The organism is Xanthobacter sp. ZOL 2024, assembly GCF_052932325.1.
In genome coordinates this window covers 954,131-973,958 of record NZ_CM128808.1, presented here as the reverse complement: position 1 = coordinate 973,958, position 19,828 = coordinate 954,131, and the positions used below count along the sequence as shown (strand labels likewise).

Here is a 19,828-nt window from a genome sequence, read left to right as displayed (position 1 = left end):
ATGGACCTGCAGCTTGAAGGAAAGACGGCCCTGGTGACCGGCGGCAGCGAAGGCATCGGCAAAGCGATCGCCTTCGGCCTCGCCCGCGAGGGGGTCGACGTGGCCATCTGTGGCCGTCGCGTGGATGTGCTTGAAGCCACCGCCAAGGAAATCGCCGATGCCACCGGCCGCAAGGTGGTGGCCATTCCCGCCGACCTGACCAAGGACGAGGACGCCAAGGCGTTCGTCACCAAGGGTCATGAGGCGCTCGGCCGCGTCGACATCATGGTCAACAACGCCGGCTCCGCACCGGGCGGCGTCATCGAGACCCTGACCGAGGAGCAGTGGGCGCAGGCCCTGCAGCTCAAGTTCATGGGCTATGTGCGCTGCCTGCGCTATGCGCTGCCGATCATGGTGAAGCAGGGCGGCGGCCGGGTGGTGAACCTCATCGGCAACGACGGTGTGAAGCCCTCCTATTGGGAGATCGCCCCCGGCGCCGCCAATGCCGCGGGCCAGAACCTCACCAAGTCGCTGGCCGGCCAGTATGGCAAGTACGGCATCAGCCTCGCCGCGGTGAACCCGGGCCCGGTGCGCACCGAGCGTTGGGCGGGGCTCGTGAAGGCCATGTCCCGTGACATGAACATCTCGCTGGAGGATGCCGACAAGCTGGCGCCGTCCTCCATCCCCCTCGGCCGCATCGCCGAGACCGAGGAGGTGGCGGATCTGGTGGTGATGCTCGCGTCGCCGCGTGCCTTCTTCGCCAACGGCACCATGATCGAGGTGGACGGCGGTCAGGATAAGGCCCTGATGGATCGCTCCCGCGATCGTTGATCCCCGTTACGCCGTCCCTGTCCTGGCGCGTGGTGGCCGTGCGGCCGCCACGCGCCCCTTTGCTTTGGCGCACCGCGCGGATGGTGCGCGGCCGGGATGTTCGCCATGGCGTCTGAGATGACATCTGCGCTTGATCCCTACGGGGCCATGCTGTCCCTGAAGCCGGCTCCAGCTGGGGGCTCGGGCCCGCTGGCCGGGGTGCGGCTGTGCGTGAAGGACAATATTGCGGTGTGCGGGGAGCCGTTCACCGCCGGCCATCCGCTTTATGCGGACCGGCGGGGCGGCGTCACCGCCTCCGCCGTCCGCCGGCTGCTGACCGCCGGCGCCGGCTTCGTCGGCATGACGCGCACCGACGCCGGCGGCTTCGGCATGACCACGCCGGAGGTGACCAACCCGGTCTGGCCGGGGCGGATGGTTGGCGGCTCGTCGGGCGGTGCCGCGGCGGCGGTGGCGGCCGGGTTCGCCGATCTCGCCCTTGGCACCGACACCGGCGGCAGCGTGCGCGTTCCGGCCGCCTGTACCGGCCTGCTGGGCTTCAAGCCCAGTTTCGACCGGGTGCCGATGGACGGTGTGGAGCCGCTGGCGTCGCGTCTCGACCATGTCGGGCTGATGGGGCGCGACTTCGACCAGTTGCGCAGCGCCGCCGCCGTGCTGCTGGATGACGCGGCGGTTGCCGCATCCGCGCCGATGGGCCGCCTGCGGATCGCCGTCGCCACCGGCCTCCCGTCTTATGCGGACCCGCGATGCCTGGCGCCGCTGCAGCAGCTGGCGGGCGCTCTCGTCGCGGCCGGGCACGTGGTGGAGCCCTGGACGCCGCCAGCTGCGGGGCCGCTGGTGCGGGCCTTCGGCATTCTGGTGCTGGCCGAGGCGCACCCGCTCTACGATCGCCTGCCGCGCCCCGCCCTGGCGCAGCTCGGAGAAGCCGCCCGTGAGGCCCTGCGTTTTGATCCGAAAGTCGCGGACGTGGAGGCAGCGCGGGCCACAGCCGATGCGGCGCGTGCGACCTACGGCGGGCTCCTTGCCCGCGTGGATCTGCTGCTGACCCCCACGCTGCTGGTGCCGGTGCCGGCCCGGGGAGCGACGCACCTGGAGCTGGAGGTGCGGCGCCTCTCCGTATTGTCGGTGCTGCTTGCAGGAACCTGCTTCGCCAACATCATCGGCGCCCCGGCACTGGTCTGGCCCGCATCGGGCATGCCCGGCGCCAGCATTCAGGCAATCGCGGCCCATGGCGCAGATGCCCGGCTGTTCGCGGCCACCGCGCATTTGCGCACTTTGCACCAGTACCGCGCAGGTGAACCTGATAACATTCCCACTCACGTCTAATCCGAATCCGCCACATGACACTTCAGAATCTGGCAGCCTCAGAACCCGGTAGCATCGGAATTTGGCACCGTCCGCATCTGGCTGCCTCAGCGCCGGGCTGCCACGGGACGTGGCCCTCTCAGGATCTGACGCCCCCGACCTGACAACCTCGGGCCTTGGCTTTTTGGCCTGTTGTGGCCTTCGCCGCGGTCCCTTCCAAAGAGTTGTGCTCGATGACAGTGCCGGCCTTGCCTCCCTCTCCCGTGGTTGCTGATGAGGAGGGGCCTTATCATCTCGACGATCAGATCGGCTTCGTTCTGCGTCTTGCGGTCCAGTATCACACCGCCATTTTCACCGCCCACATGGTGGAGGGGTTGACGCAGACCCAGTTCGCCACCCTCGCCAAGCTCCATGAGGTGGGCCGTTGCTCACAGAGCGACCTGGTGCGGCTGCTGACTCTCGATTCCGCGACCGTGAACGGGGTGGTGGAGCGCATGCGCGCCCGAGGCTTCATCACCCATACCGACGATCCCAACGACCGGCGCCGCCAGTGGTTGGCGCTGACCGAGGAGGGGGTGCGGGCGATCCAGGCGGCGCAGGCGGTGGCGGAAGAGATCACCGAGGAGACCCTGACCGCGCTGACGCGCAGTGAACGCGCCCGCCTGGTGCATCTGCTGCGCAAGATGATGGAAATTCCCCCACGTACGGCGCGCGGCCTCCGCGTCGCGGCGGCCAGCCGCCGGCGCCGGCCCCCTCCGCCGATCCGTTAGGGGGCTGCGGTCCTCTTGCCTCAGGGCGATGCGCGCGTCACGGTGGTTGCCGGACGGCATAGGGGCGGGCATTGTGAATCATGTGAGCGCGCCCTGCGACAGGGCGGAAGCCGAAGAGATCGAGGCTGATCCCCTGCAGGGCATGACGCTGGGCTATCTCATCAGTCTGGTGGCCCGGCTCATGGCGCAGTCCCTCAAGGCGCGCAATGGTTCCGACGGCATGGCGCCGGGCCAGTATCCGGTGGCGCTGGAGCTGCTGGCGCGGGATGGGCTCAGCCAGCGCGACCTGTGCGAGGCCGTGCGCATCGAGCAGGCCACTATGGCCAACACGTTGAAACGCATGGAGCGCGACGGGCTGATCACCCGCCGGCCCAGCGTGGCCGATGGACGGCAGGCCACCATCCATCTCACCGCGCGCGGTGCGGCCCTGACGCAGGCCGCCGTGCAGAACGTGATGGACATCAACCGCCTCGCCCTGGCCGATCTGGATCATGACACGAGTGAGGTGCTGCGCGGCATCCTGTCGACCATGGCCCGGCGGCTGGAGCAGGATCCCTGGCGCGGCAGCCCATCAGCACGGCCGTGACTGCTCAAAATTTCAGCGTGGCGCGTCTCTAGACTTGCATAGCAAGCTATGTAAACTGTCCTGTATTCGAGGCGCGAACTTTGGTTCCGCTCGGCCCTCTATTCCAGAAAGACAGATCAGCACCCCTGATTGGTGACCCGAGTGCGCGGCACGCCGCGCCGTGGTGCGGGCCTGTAGAACTAGATCATCCGCACACTGATGAAATGCCGGGTGGTGGCGTGCCGCCCGGTCTGCTGAACGAAGCGGCCACCTCACGTGGCACAAGCGGAGCGCGTAGATGCACGACAAGGAAACGTTTCGCGGCTTCCTCGACCGCCTGCGGGATGCGGGTGAGCTGATCGACCTGAGGCAGCCCATCGACATCCGCCACATCGCCACCCTGGTGGACCAGTCCGACAAGGCGCTCTTCTTCCACAACGTCATCGGCTACGACGTGCCGGTGGTCTCGGGCATCATCCGCACCCAGCACCGGGCCATCATGTCGCTGGGCTGCACAGCCTATCCGCAGATCGAGGCCAAGCTGAAAGCGGCCATCGACCAGCCGATCGCGCCCGCCCGCGTCGCCACCTCGCCCACCCAGGAGCTGGTGATGGAGGGAGCGGAGGTGGACCTCTACAAGCTCCCCATCCCCATGAGCTCCATCTACGACGGCGGGCCGATGATCACCGCCGGCGTGGTGATTGCCCGCGATCCCGAATACGGGCTCAATGCCGGGATCTACCGTTTCATCGTCAAGGAACGGAACCTCACGGGCATCGACATCGTCACGCCCAACAACATGCGCCTGTTCGCGCAGCGGGCCTATGAGGCGGGTCGGCCGTGCCCCATTTCCATCTCCATCGGCACCCATCCCTATGAAATCATGGGCTCGGGCTTCCGCGCACCGCTCGGTGTTGACGAGATGGCCATCTCGGGCGGGCTGCGGGGCGGGCCGGTGGAACTGGCTCCCTGCCGCACCATCGACGTGCCCTATATCGCCGATGCCGAGATCGTGCTCGAAGGCGAGATCCTGCCGACCGGCTGGGTCTATCCTGAAGGGCGGTTCGGCGAGTTCACTCGGCTGATGGGCGGGCTCCATTGGAACCCCATCGTCCGCATCACGTCCATCTCCATGCGCAAGGACGCTGTGTATTACGCGCTGCACATGCCGTGGGAGAACACCTGGCTGGCGGCGCCCACCCGCTATGCCGCCATTCGCCAGGCGCTGAAGACCGCCGGCGTCCAGGTGAAGGACATCAACGTCACCCTCGGCGGCTGTGCCTTCTGGCATGCGGTGGTCTCCATCAAGAAGCAGGCGGGCGAAGGCAAGAATGCCCTGCTCGCGGCCCTCTCGGTGATGGATCTCAAGCACGTGGTGGTGGTCGACGACGATATCGATGTGTTCAATCCCACCGACGTGGAATGGGCCATCGCCACCCGTGTCCAGGGTGACAAGGACATCGTCATCATCCCCGGCGCCCGCGGCAAGCCGCTGGATCCCAGCCTGCCGCCGACCCCGCCCGGTGTGGTGCCCACCACCGCCAAGGTGGGCATCGATGCCACCATCTCCGAGGGTATTCCCAAGGAACGCTATGAGCGTATCGCCTATGCCTATGCCGACACCGCCAAGGTGGCCGATTATGTGGCCGGCAAGGCGGATGCCGCCGGCAGCGTTGCTGATGCGGCGGAGGTGGAGCGGCTTGCTGAATCCATCGCCGAGATGATTGGCAGCGCGCCGCGCTATTACACGGACATCGCCGAGGCTTTCTCCTCCTATGACTTTCCGGTGGTGGCGCGGGCCCTGGGGCATCTGCATGCCACTGAACGGCTGTGGCAGGACCCGCGTGGCCGCATGTGCCTGCGGGGATCGGCCTTCGCCGCGAAGGCCCCGGGGAGCTGACTCCCGCGCCGGCCGGTGCCGTCTCTTCGGCCCCCGTCAAACCCCGCCTCGAAGACATCCCCCATCAGATCGAAAGAGGGCGAACCCATGAACTTCCATCGTTCCTTGCCTGGCTTTCCTCTATCGCCGTCCTGGCACGCGCTGCGCCGAGCGTTGCCCGTGCTGGTGCTGGTCGGCGGCCTTTCTCCCGTGGGGCTTGCGCAGGCGCAGACCACCATCACCCTCGGCGCGGCGCAGACCTCGGCCGGTTCCCTGCCCATCGTTGTCGCCGATCAGAAGGGGTTGTTCGCGGCCGAGGGCCTGAAATACGAGCGGCTCGATTTCAAGGGGGGCGCCCCGGCGGCCCAGGCGCTGGCCTCGGGCAGTATCGATGCCTGCATCTGCGCCGGTGATCATGCGGTGCATCTGGAGGAGAAGGGGCTGGGCGGCAAGGTTCTGGTGGCCCTGGCCGACACCCACAGCTATGCGCTGCTCTCCCGAGCGGACGCGCCGGCCACTTCTCTGGCTGACCTCAAGGGCAAGAAGATCGGCATCACCTCCGCCGGCAGCCTCACCGACACCACGCTGCGGTATGCGCTCAAGGCGGCCGGGCTCGATCCGGACAAGGACGTGCAACTGATCGCCGTGGGCCGCGCCGGGCCGCAGCGGGCGGCGCTGCAGGCAGGGGTCATCGACGCCGGCATGTTCACCACGCCCGATATCCAGATCACCCTCGCCGAGCCGGGCGCCTACAAGATTGTCGAGGATTTCCGCAAGCTGCCGTATCCGGCCCAGGATCTGGTTGTCACCGACACCTGGCTGAAGGCGCACCCGGCCGAGGCGGCGAAGCTCCAGCGTGCGGTGGTGAAGGCTCTGGAGATGATCAAGGCCGACAAGGCGGTGCTGCGGGCGGCGGTGGTCTCCATGTTCCCCAAGATCACCGATCCCGTGCTCATCGACAGCATCACCAACGATGTGGCTGCCGGCTATCTCTCCGGCACCGGCGTGATGACGCCGGAGAGCTTCAAGACGCTGATGGAGATGATGGCGGCCGCAGACCCGAAGCTGAAGCCCGTGGGCTATGCCGACATCATGATCGGCGCGGCGAAGTGAGCCGGCCATGACCGATACCGCATCGACCTCACCGGGTTATGTGGCGAGCGCCCGCCGGCGTCTGGTCTCGATCAGCCCGACCGCCCTCGCCCAGCTTGGCTTCATCGCCGCCTTGCTGCTGTTGTGGGAGCTTGGGGCGCGCACTCTGTTCAATCCCTTCTGGAGCAGCCGGCCCACCCTCATCGCCGTCCGGCTGTGGGAACTCGCCGCCAGCGGCGACCTGTGGGTGCACACTCTCACCACCCTGCAGGAGGCCGGCGCCGGCCTGCTGCTCGCCGCCCTCGTGGGCATTCCCATCGGCATCGCCCTGGCGCGGGCGCCCAAGGTGGCGCGCACGGTCGATCCGGTGATGATGGGACTTTATGGCCTGCCGCGCGTCGCCCTGGCGCCGCTGTTCATCCTGTGGTTCGGCATCGGCCTGTTCTCCAAGGTGATGATGGCTTTCACCATGGTGGTCTTCATCTTTATCCTGAACGTGATGGAAGGCATCCGGACCATCGATCCCGACCATCTGGACCTGATGCGCACCATGCGCGCGGGCCGCTTCTATGTGGTGTGGCGGGTGCTGCTGCCGGCGGTGGTGCCATGGATCTTGGCCTCCTTCCGCATCGGCGTCGGCCTGGCGCTGATCGGCGCGGTGGTGGGCGAACTCATCGGTTCCAACCGCGGGCTGGGCTGGTACGTGGAAAGCTCCGGTGGCCAGCTCGACACCACCGGCGTGTTCTCCGGATTGATCGTGCTGATGGTGTTGGCCATGCTGGCCAATCAGCTGATCGGCTATGTGGAAAGGAAGGTGGTGACATGGCGCTGACGGATACCATCTCGGCTCCGCCGCGGGCCGAACTCGCGAACCTGCGCATCGCCTTTCCGCGCCCCGATGCGCCGCCGCTGGAGGTGATCTCCGGCGTCTCGCTGCAGGTGGGAGAGGGGGAGTTCGTGGCGGTGGTGGGCCCCAGCGGCTCGGGTAAGTCCACCATCCTGCGTGCCATCTGCGGCCTGCTGAAACCGGCGGGGGGTGAGGTGCGGGTGAACGGGACGCGCGTCACGACCCCGCCGCCCCATGTGGGCTTCATGTTTCAGAAGGATGCGCTGCTGCCCTGGCGGACGGTGGCGGACAACATCAAGGTCGGTTGCGAGCTGGGTGGCACGCCGCGGCAGAAGCAGCCGGCCCGTGTTGCCGAGCTGATCCGCCTGCTGCGGCTCGATGGGTTCGAGAATGCCTGGCCGCGGCAGCTCTCGGGCGGCATGCGCCAGCGGGTGTCGCTTGGTCGGCTGTTGGCCTATGAGCCGGACCTGATGCTGATGGACGAGCCGTTCGGTGCGCTCGATTACCAGACCAAGATCGCCATGGGCCTGGAACTGCTGCGGGTTTGGGAGACGGAGCGACGCTCCATCATCTTCGTTACCCATGACATCGAGGAGGCGGTGGCCCTGGCCGACCGGGTGGTGGTGTTCAGCGCCCGGCCGGCACGGATCGTGGCCGACTATGCGGTGGACTTGCCGCGGCCACGCCACATGAAGGCGCTGCGCTCCGACCCCACCTTCACGCACCTCACCGAGGCCATCTGGTCCGATCTCGCGTTGCCCTCATGACCGGTGATGCGGCGGCCACCACCCTGCGCCCGTTCGCGCTCGCTCTCTATGGCGAGGCTGGCGTGGCCGAGGCCTGCCTGCTGTTGCAGGATCGGGCCGGGGTGGATGTGAACCTGCTGCTGTGCGCGGCCTTTCTGGGGGTGCGGCGCGGCCACCTGCTCGATCCGGCGGGGGTGAAGCATCTGCAGGGGGAGGTGGCGCCGTGGCACCGGGAGATCGTGGGGGGACTGCGCACCGTGCGGCGGCGGCTGAAGTCCGGGCCGGCACCCGCGCCCGATGCCTGGACCGAGCGGCTGCGTGAGCAGGTGAAGGCGCTGGAGATCGAGGCGGAGCTCATCGAGCTCGATCGCCTGGGGGCCTGCGCCGATCGGCTGTTGGCCGGCGCCCCGTGCGCCACCGGCACCGCGGAGGCGCTGGCCCGGGCTGGCATGGCGGAGGTGGTGGCGGCTGCTGCCGGGCGCACCCTCGCGGAAGCGGAAATGGATGCCCTTGCCCTCGTTGCCCGGCGGGCCGTGGGGCGGTGAGCGGAACGGGAGCCACGATCCAGGATGCAGCGTCTCATCATCGCCATCACCGGGGCCTCCGGCACCATCTACGGGATCCGGGCCCTGGAGCTTCTGGCGGCCCTGGGAACGGTGGAAACCCACCTCATTCTCACAGCGGCGGGGCTGCGCACGTTGACGGCGGAGACCGATTACAGCGCCGAGCAGGTGCGCGCTCTGGCCCATTGCGTTCACAATCCGCGCGACATCGGCGCTTCGCTGTCGTCGGGCTCGTTCGTCACCGCGGGCATGTTGGTGGCGCCTTGTTCCATCAAGACCCTCAGCGGCATCGCGCACAGCTACAATGACGAGCTGGCGGTGCGCGCCGCCGACGTGTGCCTGAAGGAGCGCCGGCGCGTGGTGCTGTTGCTGCGCGAGACGCCGCTGCATGCCGGCCATATCGAGCTCATGGCCCAGGCCACCCGCAACGGCGCCGTGATCATGCCGCCAGTGCCGGCCTTCTACCACCGCCCCCAATCCCTTGACGAGGTGATCGACCAGACGGTGGCGCGGGCGCTCGACCTGTTCGACATCCACCTGCCGGGAACCCGGCGCTGGACCGAACCCGGCGACGCCGCGCCCGGGCGCTAGCGAGACGCCCGCCAAAGGGGATCGCGCTTCGTGTGAAGACCGGGCTCGAGCGCCATGGCCGGCGGCCCCGGCCGCTCAGGCCTCGGTGGCGGCTGGGGTGCGCGGGGGCTTCACCGGCCCCACATCCACCTGGATCTCATTCCCCTCGATCCGTAGCGGATAGGGGTGCAGGGCATTGCGCACCAGGTGGGTGACGCATTTCCCACCGACGGCATCGAAGCCCCACTGGTGATGGGGGCAGGTGACGACGGTGCCGTTGAAGGTGGCCTCGTTGAGCGGTACGTCCGCATGCGGACAGCGGCCACGATAGGCTTTCAGTTCCCCGCCTTGGGGCCATACCAGCATCACGCTCTTGCGACCCGCCTGGAAGAAGCCCATGCCGCCTTCGCTCACGGCATCAGTGGGGCAGATGAAGGTGAATGCCATGGTGCTTGCCTTTCCCGAAACATCCGGTTGCGGGCACGACGCAAGTTGTGGACCACTTCAAATGCCGCCATCGGGGGGCGGGATGTCGCAAAGCCGACCCGGAGCGCCGCGCGGCCGTGCTGCGGAGCACCCGGGCGGCGACGTGAAATGACGAGTTTCCGATCTGACACCCGGAATAGCCTGCCCGCCGTGTCGGGACGGTCATTTTTGGGACCGGCGTCGCGGATGTATGCGTGGCGTGTGGCTGCCGCCAATGGCGTATGGTAGTGCTGTCTGCCAGATGCAATGAGGCGTGGTGCCGGCGGGCGCCATGCGGGGCGACGGCAGGTCTGACCAGGGCACGGATCCGTGCTGCATCGGGGGCAAGGCATGAACAAGACGATGGGGGTGGTGCGCTGCCCCGCGGCTGCGCGGTGGCTGAGATGGGGCCTTGTCGCCCTGGCGGGCGTCGCGTCGGGGGCAGCCTGTGCTGCGGATATGGCGGCCGCGCCGGCGGTGGCGCCCCCCGCGCCGGTAGCCTCCGATTGGAGGGTTCAGCTGACCGTCTATGGCTGGGCCACGGCGCTCAATGGCGACGTGGGCGTCGGCAACATGCCTTCGGCATCGGTCGACGTGCCCTTCTCCGAGGTGCTGCGCCACCTCGACGGGGCGCTCATGGGGTCGGTCTTCATCGAGAACGACAGATGGATCGTGCTGGCCGATCTGGTCTACGCCAAGCTGTCGGACTCGCAGGGGCTGCCGACCTATGGCGCCGGCCTGGACGTCGCCTTGACGGAGACCATCGCCACCGGCGCGGTCGGCTACAAGCTGCCCACCGGGCGTTCGGATCTCGACGTGGCGTTCACGGCGGGGGCGCGATACGTGAACCTGAAGGCCACGGTGGGGCTCAATGTCTATGGTACCGCGGCCAACCTGTCCGCGTCGGCACGGCAATCGTGGATCGATCCCACCGTGGGGTCTTCGCCCATTGGACGGTGTCCGACAAATGGTTCGTCAATGCCATCGCCGACATTGGCGGCTTTGGCGTGGGCTCCACCTTGTCGAGCACCGGCTATCTCGGTGTCGGCTATCTGTGGACCGACAGCTTCTCCACAGCCCTGGGCTATCGGTATCTCTACGAGAATTACGAGGGGCCGGGGTTGCGTGCCGGGACGTTCCGCTATGACACGACCATGCATGGGCCCACCGTCGCGTTCGCCTGGCGGTTCTAGGGCGGCGGGGACCCGCGCGGATCGCGGCGCTTTGACGGCTCCGGTGGCACCTGGTTATGGTTCGCCAGTGGATTGCGTAATCAACTGAGTGGCCCCGATGATGCTCGAGAGGAAGGAGCCTGCCTATCTGCAGGTGCGGCGCTATCTTCTGGCCGAGATCGAGGCGGGGGCCTACGGGCCGGGCGACCGCCTGCCTTCGGAAACCGAGCTGGCGCGGCGCTTCAATGTGACCCGCAACACGGTGGTGCACGGGCTGTCGTCGCTGGTGGCGGCGGGGCGGATCACCCGCATCGCCGGCAAGGGCACGTTCGTGGCCCGCCGCGAGGTGCGCGTGACCCAGCACACCAGCCTGGTGCGCTCGTTCGATGAGGAGGTGGTGGCGCGCGGCTCGCAGATCGAGTTCCGCCTCTTGTCCTTCGCGCGGGTGGCGCCGTCGCCGGAAACGGCGCACCAGCTCCGGCTGGCATTGGGCGAAGAGGTCTTTCGCCTGGAGCGGGTGCGGATCCTTGATGCGGTGCCGACGGTTCAGGAAATCCGTTTCCTGCCGCTGGCGCTGGGCCAGCGCCTTAGCATCGATGCCCTGTCGCGCCTGCCCATGTTCACCATTCTGGCGGAGCTCGGCCGGCCGGTGGCCCATATCGAGGGGGTGATCCGGGCTGATGCGGCCTCGGCGGAGACCGCGTCGCGCCTGGCCATCACCGCCGATACGCCGGTGCTGGTGCGCGACTATGTGCTCAGCGACGCCGATCGCGTGCCGCTCGCCAGCGGGACGGCGATCTTCACCCGCGAGGTGCAGATCGCCTATGCGGTGGACAGTCCCGCCGGCTGAGATCGGCGCTCAATCGTCGGAGCTGGTGAAGATCTCCGCCCGCCGGCGCCGGAAGCCGGGCATCATCATGGCCCCGAGGGCGAGCAGCGACAGCAGGATGAAGCCCACGCTGATCGGCGATTGCAGGAACACGGTGGGGTCGCCGCGCGAGAACATCATGGCGCGGCGGAAATGTTCTTCCAGCAGCGGGCCCAGCACGAAGCCCAGGATGAACGGCGCCAGCTCGCAGCCGAACCGCACCAGCACATAGCCGAGCACTCCGAACAGGGCGAGCAGCAGCACGCCGAACCCGCTCGACATCACCGAATACGCACCGATGCATGAGAAGGCGACGATGGCCGGGAACAGCGCGTCATAGCGGATGCTGAGCAGCTTCACCCAGATGCCGATCAGCGGCAGGTTGAGGATCACCAGCAGCAGATTGCCGATCCACATGGAGACGATGAGGCCCCAGAACAATTGTGGTTCAGAGCTGATCACCTGCGGGCCCGGAACGATGCCCTGCATGATGAAGGCGCCGATCATCAGCGCCATGACGGGATGCGCCGGCAGGCCGAGGGTCAATAGCGGAATGAAGCTGGTCTGGGCGGCGGCGTTGTTGGCGGACTCCGGTCCCGCCACCCCCTCGATGGCGCCGCGCCCGAAGCGGGAGGGCTCGCGGGCGATGGCCTTTTCCAGCGAATAGGAGGCGAAGGAGGAGAGCACGTGGCCGCCCCCCGGCAGGATGCCGAAGAACGAGCCCAAGGCGGTGCCGCGCACCACTGGCGCCGCGATCTCCCGGAACTCCTTGCGTGTCAGCCACAGTCGGCTCAGGGCATGCACCATTGTGCTGCGGGTTCCCGTATTCTCCAGGTTGCGCAGGATTTCCGAGATGCCGTAGACGCCGACCGAAACGGCAACGAAATCAATGCCATTGTAGAGCTGAAACAGATCGAAGGTGAAGCGCGGGGTGCCGGTGGCCACATCCTGCCCCACCAGGCTGAGCAGCACGCCCAGCGCGATCATCGCCAGCGCCTTCAGGATGGAGCCGTGGGCAAGGAGCACGGAGGTCACCAGCCCCAGCAGGATGAGGGAGAAATATTCCACGGAACGGAACTGCAGCGCCACCTGCGAGAGCGCCGGGGCGGCCACCGCCAGGATCATGGTGGCGACGGTGCCGGCGAAGAAGGAGCCGAGGGCGGCAGTGGCCAGGGCGGTGCCGGCGCGGCCCTGCTGCGCCATGCGATAGCCGTCGATGGCGGTGACCGCCGAGGAGCTTTCGCCCGGCAGGTTGAGCAGGATGGCGGTGGTGGAGCCGCCATACTGAGCGCCATAATAAATGCCTGCCAGCATGATGATGCCTGAGGCGGGATCGAGCGAGAAGGTGGCGGGCAGCAGCAGGGCGACGGTGGCGGTGGGGCCGACCCCGGGCAGCACGCCGACGATGGTGCCCAGCAGCACGCCGATGAAGCAATAGAGGATGTTGATGGGGGCGAAGGCCGTAGCCGCGCCCGTCAACAGCGCTTGGAACAGATCCATTCCTCAGTGTCCCGCAGAGCATCCCCGGCGCGAGCATGAGCCGCGGGGGAAAAGTTCAAGTCGTCCCGGTCGCCTACAGGGCGAGCCACGGCCCGATGAGGGGCAGCTTGAGGCCCAGGCCCATCTGGAAGATCACGGTGCACATGAGGGTGAGCACCACCGCCTGCACCAGGCTCTGGCGCCAGCTGTTGGCGCCCGCGCGGGAGGCCAGCAGCACTGAGACGGCCAGCGCCGGCACCAGGCCGAGGCCGGCGGCGGTGGCGGCGAAGAACACGATGGCGCCGATGATCAGCAGGCCGCGCCGCCAGGGCACCGGCTCATCCGGGCTTGTGCTGGCGGCGCCGCGGGCGGCGGCCAGGAGGTCCCGCCCGAGGATGACGAGGCCGAACAGCCCGAGGATGGCCGCTGCCAGCAGCGGGAAATAGCCCGGTCCCATGCGGCGCGCGGTGCCGAGATCATAGCCCGCCGCCGCCCAGCCGAAGCCGAGGGCGATGGCGAGGAACAGCAGGCCGCAAAGGGTATCGGAGCGCAGTCGGATCATGGCTGTCCTTCGGGCCGGGCCGCGCACAGGCCACTGATGAGCTTCACTTGGCGGTGATGCCGGCGCTGCTGATCACGCCTTTCCACTTGGCCACCTGAGTGTCGATGGTGGTGGCGAAGGCGGCAGGCGTGGAGCCCACCGGCACGAAGCCGAGCTTCACCAGGCGCTCCTTCATCTGCGGGTCGGCCATGATCTCCTGCACGGCGGTCGAGAGCTTGGCGATCACCTCCGGCGGCGTGCCGGCGGGGGCCAGCAGGCCCTGAAGGTGGTCTACCTCATAGCCCGGCAGGCCCACCTTATCGAGCGGCGGCACGTCGGGGGCGGAGGCGGAGGGTTCCAGTGTGGTGACCCCGAGGGCGACCAGGGCACCGGACTGCACATGCTGGATGGCGGACGGCACCGAGGCGAAGCCGATGGGCGCCTCGTTGCTCAGAACCGCGGTCACCCCGGGCCCGGCGCCATTGAAGGGGGCATGTTCGATGTCGATCTGCGCCTGCTTCTTCAGGAGCTCACCCGCCAGGTGCTGGGCCGTGCCGATGCCAGGGGAGGCATAGAACATTCCCGGCTCGGCCTTCGCCTTGGCCAGGAACTCGGGGAAGGTCTTCACCCCCAGCTTGGGATTGGCGATTAGGAAGGAGGGCGCGCTGGCGATATAGGAGATGGGCGCGAAGTCCGCCTTCGGATCATAGGGCGTCTTGGCATAGAGGCTGGGATTCACCACGAAGCTGGAGCTCACCAGGATCAGGGTGTAGCCGTCCGGTGCGGCGCGCGCGACCATGCCCATGCCGATATTGCCGCCGGCGCCGGGCACGTTGTCCACCAGCACGCGCTTGCCGAGCTTGTCGGAGAGCTTCTCGGCCAGGATGCGGGCCAACTGGTCGGTTGAGCCGCCGGCGGAGAACGGCACCACCAGCCGCACTTCCTTGTCGGGGTAGCCCTGCGCCAGTGCCGGGCCAACGCCCAGCAACCCGCCGCAGGCGGCGGCGAGGAGGCCGGCGGCGGTGCGCCGCGTGAACATCGACTTGCTCATGGTGTGGTCCCCCGGAACCGTGTGCCCGCGCTGACTGGCGGCTTGATGCGAAGAGTAAACGACAGCCGGCAGCCCGTTGACAAGCGACTAGAGTAATCAACTATACAATTTGAGCGATTGACCGCTGATCATGATCAGTTTTTGAGCAGCTTCCGACGTCTCCGGACCGGTCGATCGGCAACCTGCGGCCCTGGTCACGTCCGGGATCAGGGCGGGTTCCGCGGCGCGCTACGCACGCTTCCCGTCCGGCTATGCGTTTTGTGTCGTTCCTTCCCTGCGGCGGGAATGGCACGTAATTTCAGCATATTGAATAGTATTTGCTCTGGATGTATTGAGCGCATCCAATAAATAATCAATGCGCAGAACCCGAAGGGAAAATTCATGGCGAATACGATGAAGGAGCTGGATACACTCCTCATGCAGCGCTCGCTGAGCGACCCGGAACTGCAGGCCGCGGCGGAGAGCGCTGCCGAATACCGGATCCTGCCCGAGGCGACGGTGATCAAGATCGGCGGCCAGAGTGTCATCGATCGGGGGCGGGCCGCGGTGTACCCGCTGGTGGAGGAGATCGTCTCCGCCCGCAAGACCCACAAGATGCTGATCGGCACGGGTGCGGGCACCCGCGCGCGCCATCTGTATTCCATCGCTGCCGAGCTCAATCTGCCGGCTGGCGTCCTGGCGCAGCTCGGCGCCTCGGTGGCCAATCAGAATGCCGAGATGCTGGGCCAGCTCCTGGCCAAGTACGGCATCTCCTCGGGCAGCAGCGCCGCCATGTCCACCATCGCCTTGGCCCTGCAGGAGGTGAACGCGGTGGTGTTCAGCGGCATGCCGCCCTACGCCCTGTGGACCCGGACTTCTCCGGAAGGTGTCATCCCGCCCTACCGGACCGACGCCGGCTGCTTCCTGCTGGCCGAGCAGTTCGGCTGCAAGGCGATGATCTACGTGAAGGACGAGAACGGCCTCTACACGGCCAATCCGAAGACGTCCAAGGATGCCACCTTCATTCCAAAGATCTCCGTGGACGAGATGAAGGCCCGCGGCCTGCACGACTCCATTCTCGAGTTCCCGATGCTCGATCTGCTGAAGGCCGCGCGGTACGTGCGTGAGGTGCAGGTGGTGAACGGCCTTGTGCCGGGCAACCTGACCCGGGCGCTTGCCGGCGAGCATGTCGGCACCATCATCACTGCGAGCTGAGGGAAGATCGCCATGGCTGACGTCAACAACAGCATCAAGCACGTGGCCTCGCCGCTCGCGAGCCAGACCCTTCTCGATGGCCAGCTCACCCGCCCGGTGGCCGGGGTGCGGCCGATCCGCCTGCTGCCCTGGCTGCAGGTGGTGAAGATCGGCGGGCGCTCCATCATGGATCGCGGGCCGGAGGGCATTCTTCCCATCGTCGATGAGCTGCGCAAGCTGCTGCCGGAGCACCGGCTGCTGATCCTCACCGGCGCCGGCATCCGCGCCCGGCACCTCTACACCGTGGGCCTCGATCTGGGGCTTCCGGTGGGCTCGCTGTCGCCGTTGGCGGCGAGCGAGGCCGGGCAGAACGGCCATATCCTGGCCTCGCTGCTGGCCCCGGAAGGGGTGTCCTATGTGGAGCATCCCACCATCGCCAGCCAGCTCGCCATCCATCTGGCAGCGGCCCGTGCCGTGGTGGGCAGCGCGTTCCCGCCCTACCATCACCACGAATTCCCGAACTCGCGCCTGCCGCTGCACCGGGCCGACGCCGGCGCCTTCCTGCTGGCGGATGCGCTGGGCGCGGCCGGGCTCACCATCGTCGAGGATGTGGACGGCGTCTACACCACCGATCCCAATGGCCCGGAGGGCGACAAGGCGAAGCTCATTGCCGAGACCACCGCGGCGGAGCTCGCCAAGTCCACCGGCAGCCTGCCGTTCGATCGGGTGCTGCTGGACGTGATGGCCTCCGCCCGCCACATCGAACGGGTGCAGGTGGTGAACGGCCGGGTTCCCGGCCGCCTCACCGCCGCCCTGCGTGGCGAGCATGTGGGTTCGATCATCCACACCGCCGCCAGCGCGCGGTGAGTAGCGCCGGCCCCGGAGCAGTCCGGGGCCGGCCCTGACTTCTGCCATGGCGGCCTCTAGGGCCGCCATATGCGTTATTGGCCGGCGCCGAAGCTTCCGAAGCGATAGTTGAGGGTCATGGCGACCATGTCGAGCCGGAGGCCGTCAGGCGCGAGGTTCACCCCCACCAGCGACGCCGGGGCCGTGGTGAAGAAGGCCGACGAGCCGCCGAAGTCGAAGTGCTTGTATTCCAGCCCCACCGAGAGATTGGGCAGCAGCGCATATTCGACGCCGGCGCCGGCGGTCCAGCCGGTGTTGGTGCTGTCGTGGCCCATGAGCTGGCCGGTGAAGTTGAAATTGTTGAAGCCGTCGGTCTGCCGATCCCAGGCGAAGCCGCCACGGGCATAAAGCAGGGTCTTGTCGAAGGCATAGCCGAGGCGCGCCGTCACCGTGCCGAGGGCGCCCACGCCACTGCCGCAGTTGAAGCCGGAATCGGCGCCGGCGGGCGCGGTGGAGAAGCAGGTGTTGGCGCCGATGATGTTGGCCCAGGCAGCGGAGGCTTCTGCGCCGACCACCAGCGCGCCGAACTGCCAGTCCCCGCCGATCTGCCCGCCGGCCATGGCGCCGCCGAGATCTGCCGCATCGCCGGACACCGGTGCCGCGAAGGGCGAGGCATAAGTGGAGTGCCCCTTGCCGCCGCCCAAGGTGCCGCCGACATAAAAGCCGGTCCAGTTCACCGGCTGCTCCGGCGCCTTGGTGATAAGGCTGCCGTCGGCCTTCGGCGGCAGGTCGCCGAACAGGTAGGAGGCCTGCACGAAGGCGCCATAGCGCTCGGAGAAGAAGGCCTGCGGCGAGCGTGGGATGGGAGCCGGGAACTGGGTGGAGGCGGTGTCGGTGGCAAAGTACCAGTAGCGCCCGCCCAGTCCCACGTTCAGCCGGTCGGTGACCGCGTAGGAGAGAATGGCCTCCAGCTGAGTGCCCCAGCCGCGGCCCTGCTCCACCTGCGGGTTGATGTCGGACCGGAACCAGTGATTGTCGGTGCTGGCCCGCGTGGCATAGGGCAGGTAGGCGGCATCCACCTCCAGCCGCACCCGATCGGACAGATGCACCCGGGTGTTGAGGCCGATGGCCAGCGCCTGCCAGGACTCGGTTTCGCTGAGGCCGAGGGAATTGAGCAGGGCCGGATAGGCCGCCGCTTGGGCGCGATCGCAGGTGGTGTCGCCGGCGAGCTGCCGACAGCCGAAGCCGTTCACGCTCTGATAGAAGCCGCGATAGCCGATGAAGGCGCCCAGGGTGTTGCCGCCCTGGCGCAGGAAGTCATAGCCCACATCGATGGCGCCATAGGCCAGCTGGCCGTCGTGCAGATCGGTGATGGTGTTGGAATAGACCACCGCCGCCGGGAAGTCCTCGTCGTTGAGCCCGCCGCCGGAGAGCCCGCCGAGACCGGCGAAGCCCTTCAGGAACAGGCCGTCCTTGTTCTCGAAGCGGAAGAATGTCTCGGCCGACTGGCCGGTGGTGTTGGCATAGATCAGTCGGGAGTTGAGGCGTGCCGGCGGCACCGGCGCCATCAGGTCCTTCTGCATGCGGCCGGTGCTGAGGAAGTAGCGGCCGCCGATCTCGGCGGTCCAGCCCATGGGCAGCTCCGGCGCCTTGTGGGCCATCGGCGCATCGGCTTCGCCCCAGGCGAAGCGGTAGTTGAGGCCGGCGCGCACCGCCTCCAGCCGCTGCCGGAAGCTCGCCGTGGCACTGCGGCCCCAGCCGGAATAGGTCACGTCCTGCGTGCCGAAGTCATAGAAATTGTACTCGATGAAGGTCGAGACATTCTGGCTCAGGGCATATTCGATGCCCGATCCCAGCATCCAGCCCCAGCGGGTGCCGCTCTGGGTGTAATGGCGGACGCTGTCGGTGGGGAACACCTCGCCGGAGCTGTTGACCCATGCGGCGCCGACCTTGCCGTAGAGCAGCAGGTCGCCCCAGCTCTGGCCCAGCCGGCCGGAGAGGGAGCCGAGCGAGGAAATCGCGTTGTGGCAGGCATAGCTGGTGGGCGTGCCGGTGTTGCCGGCGGCGCACTTGGCATAGCCGCTGAGGTCCGCCGCGCTGATGGAAGCTTCCAGGCCCGCCACCCAGGGGCCCGACTGCACATTGAACCCCGCCTGCACGCCGCCGAGCAGCCCCATGGGATTGGCGCCGCCCGGAAAGGCCCCGCCCACGGAATCCTGCGCCAGGAAACCGTTGGCCGTGGTCCAGTCGTCGCGTCCCCAGGCGCCGCCGGCGTGGCCGCCGAGATAGAAGCCGGCCCAGTTGCGCCCCGGCACCGGCAGCGCCGCGCCGGACCCGGGCAACGGCGCCCCCCAGGGCCGCCAGTTGAGGCCGAGCTTGACCATCTGCGCCGAGCCGGACATCGGAATGGTGCTGGCGACACGTCCGTTGGACAGGTCGACATCGGAGCTGCCGAAATCGAGATAGGCATATTCCGCCTTGGCCGACATCTGCGGCGTCAGCGCCACCTCGACACCGCCGCCCACCGTCCAGCCGGCCTGAAACTGCGACCCGGTGAACTGGCCCGCATAAGCCGTGCCGCTCACGGTGTAGCTGTTGTTGATGAAGGCGGCGCCGGCCTTGCCATAGACCAGCACATTGTCGAAGGCGTAGCCGATCCGGCCCGCCAGGGTGGCGAGCAGATCGGTGTCGGTGGTGCAGATGGATTGCCAGCTGCCGGCGCAACGGGCCTGCCCGTAGAGGAAGCCCGTGCCGAGGTCGCCCTCGAGGCCGAGCACGTAGGAGCCCATCTGGTAATTGTAGCCGATGGTCGAGCCGATCAGCGCCCCTGCGGCCGAGCCGGAGCTGGGGAAGGACTGGGGCGCGGTGGCCGCGAGCGGCCCGGTGCCCGGTCCCCACTGGCTGTCCACCAGGCCGGCGCCCACATAGGTGCCGAGATAGAACCCGGTCCAGCTGCCTGCGGGGCCGGGGGCTTTCACCGCCATTGCCGGCGGCAGGTCGGCAGCTATTGCCGGCAGCGCCACCCCTGTCGCAAGTGTCGAAACTGAAACCAGCAGTGCGCGCCGCGCCGCCGCCATCGCCGCCATGAT

General features: G+C 67.7%; 19 protein-coding genes. 14 read left to right on the top strand and 5 right to left on the bottom strand.

Going from position 1 to position 19,828, the window contains the following annotated elements; genetic code table 11:
• The 10 genes from ACU4E7_RS04755 to ACU4E7_RS04710 all read left to right on the top strand — a co-directional run bounded on the left by ACU4E7_RS04755 (nt 1) and on the right by ACU4E7_RS04710 (nt 9,165).
• Nucleotides 1-810 (top strand): SDR family NAD(P)-dependent oxidoreductase, encoded by an 810-nt coding sequence (locus ACU4E7_RS04755; protein ID WP_238123243.1) that lies wholly within the window; start codon nt 1-3, stop codon nt 808-810.
• A gap of 105 nt (nt 811-915) precedes the next feature.
• Nucleotides 916-2,133, top strand: a complete 1,218-nt coding sequence (locus ACU4E7_RS04750) for an amidase family protein (RefSeq protein WP_447020814.1) — start codon at nt 916-918, stop codon at nt 2,131-2,133.
• Nucleotides 2,134-2,345: 212 nt separating this feature from the next.
• Nucleotides 2,346-2,882, top strand: a complete 537-nt coding sequence (locus tag ACU4E7_RS04745) for a MarR family winged helix-turn-helix transcriptional regulator (protein ID WP_447020813.1) — start codon at nt 2,346-2,348, stop codon at nt 2,880-2,882.
• Nucleotides 2,883-2,964: 82 nt separating this feature from the next.
• Nucleotides 2,965-3,468, top strand: coding sequence for a MarR family winged helix-turn-helix transcriptional regulator (locus ACU4E7_RS04740; protein WP_238123246.1), 504 nt, complete (start codon nt 2,965-2,967; stop codon nt 3,466-3,468).
• Nucleotides 3,469-3,745: 277 nt separating this feature from the next.
• On the top strand, nt 3,746-5,347 hold the full coding sequence (locus ACU4E7_RS04735) for a UbiD family decarboxylase (RefSeq protein WP_238123247.1): 1,602 nt from the start codon (nt 3,746-3,748) through the stop codon (nt 5,345-5,347).
• Between the two features lie 87 nt (nt 5,348-5,434).
• Entirely contained in the window at nt 5,435-6,439 is a 1,005-nt protein-coding gene (locus ACU4E7_RS04730; RefSeq protein ID WP_447020812.1) for an ABC transporter substrate-binding protein, read from the top strand.
• Between the two features lie 7 nt (nt 6,440-6,446).
• A complete protein-coding gene (locus ACU4E7_RS04725) occupies nt 6,447-7,250 on the top strand; it encodes an ABC transporter permease (RefSeq protein WP_238123249.1) in 804 nt (267 codons plus the stop codon).
• Nucleotides 7,241-8,032, top strand: a complete 792-nt coding sequence (locus ACU4E7_RS04720) for an ABC transporter ATP-binding protein (RefSeq protein WP_238123250.1) — start codon at nt 7,241-7,243, stop codon at nt 8,030-8,032. Before ACU4E7_RS04725 ends, ACU4E7_RS04720 begins: the two co-directional genes overlap by 10 nt.
• Entirely contained in the window at nt 8,029-8,556 is a 528-nt protein-coding gene (locus ACU4E7_RS04715) for a TIGR02444 family protein (RefSeq protein ID WP_447020811.1), read from the top strand. The genes ACU4E7_RS04720 and ACU4E7_RS04715 overlap by 4 nt, the downstream gene beginning before the upstream one ends.
• Nucleotides 8,557-8,580: 24 nt before the next feature.
• The gene (locus ACU4E7_RS04710) at nt 8,581-9,165 is read left to right on the top strand and encodes a UbiX family flavin prenyltransferase (protein WP_238123252.1); all 585 of its coding nucleotides are present in this window, start codon (nt 8,581-8,583) and stop codon (nt 9,163-9,165) included.
• 75 nt (nt 9,166-9,240) lie between these two features.
• On the opposite strand, the gene ACU4E7_RS04705 is transcribed toward ACU4E7_RS04710, so the two are convergent.
• Nucleotides 9,241-9,591, bottom strand: a complete 351-nt coding sequence (locus tag ACU4E7_RS04705) for a Rieske 2Fe-2S domain-containing protein (RefSeq protein ID WP_447020810.1) — start codon at nt 9,589-9,591, stop codon at nt 9,241-9,243.
• A gap of 935 nt (nt 9,592-10,526) precedes the next feature.
• Between ACU4E7_RS04705 and ACU4E7_RS04700 the strand changes: the two genes are divergently transcribed.
• Nucleotides 10,527-10,802, top strand: coding sequence for a hypothetical protein (locus ACU4E7_RS04700; RefSeq protein WP_447020809.1), 276 nt, complete (start codon nt 10,527-10,529; stop codon nt 10,800-10,802).
• Nucleotides 10,803-10,899: 97 nt separating this feature from the next.
• A complete protein-coding gene (locus tag ACU4E7_RS04695) occupies nt 10,900-11,631 on the top strand; it encodes a GntR family transcriptional regulator (protein ID WP_238123255.1) in 732 nt (243 codons plus the stop codon).
• Between the two features lie 9 nt (nt 11,632-11,640).
• Here the strand turns inward: ACU4E7_RS04695 and ACU4E7_RS04690 are convergent, their stop codons facing one another.
• The 3 genes from ACU4E7_RS04690 to ACU4E7_RS04680 all read right to left on the bottom strand — a co-directional run bounded on the left by ACU4E7_RS04690 (nt 11,641) and on the right by ACU4E7_RS04680 (nt 14,720).
• Nucleotides 11,641-13,149 carry a tripartite tricarboxylate transporter permease gene (locus ACU4E7_RS04690; RefSeq protein ID WP_447020808.1) on the bottom strand — a complete coding sequence of 503 codons (1,509 nt, stop codon included), beginning with the start codon at nt 13,147-13,149 and terminating at the stop codon, nt 11,641-11,643.
• A 73-nt stretch (nt 13,150-13,222) separates the two neighbouring features.
• A complete protein-coding gene (locus ACU4E7_RS04685; protein ID WP_447020807.1) occupies nt 13,223-13,690 on the bottom strand; it encodes a tripartite tricarboxylate transporter TctB family protein in 468 nt (155 codons plus the stop codon).
• A gap of 43 nt (nt 13,691-13,733) precedes the next feature.
• Nucleotides 13,734-14,720, bottom strand: coding sequence for a tripartite tricarboxylate transporter substrate binding protein (locus ACU4E7_RS04680; RefSeq protein ID WP_447020806.1), 987 nt, complete (start codon nt 14,718-14,720; stop codon nt 13,734-13,736).
• 381 nt (nt 14,721-15,101) lie between these two features.
• Here ACU4E7_RS04680 and ACU4E7_RS04675 point away from each other — a divergent pair, with 381 nt between their 5' ends.
• Together ACU4E7_RS04675 and ACU4E7_RS04670 are read left to right on the top strand one after the other, a co-directional pair.
• The gene (locus ACU4E7_RS04675; RefSeq protein ID WP_238123259.1) at nt 15,102-15,914 is read left to right on the top strand and encodes an amino acid kinase family protein; all 813 of its coding nucleotides are present in this window, start codon (nt 15,102-15,104) and stop codon (nt 15,912-15,914) included.
• A gap of 12 nt (nt 15,915-15,926) precedes the next feature.
• Nucleotides 15,927-16,760 (top strand): amino acid kinase family protein, encoded by an 834-nt coding sequence (locus tag ACU4E7_RS04670; protein ID WP_238123260.1) that lies wholly within the window; start codon nt 15,927-15,929, stop codon nt 16,758-16,760.
• A gap of 74 nt (nt 16,761-16,834) precedes the next feature.
• On the opposite strand, the gene ACU4E7_RS04665 is transcribed toward ACU4E7_RS04670, so the two are convergent.
• A complete protein-coding gene (locus tag ACU4E7_RS04665) occupies nt 16,835-19,825 on the bottom strand; it encodes an outer membrane protein (RefSeq protein WP_447020805.1) in 2,991 nt (996 codons plus the stop codon).
• Nucleotides 19,826-19,828 lie beyond the last annotated feature (3 nt).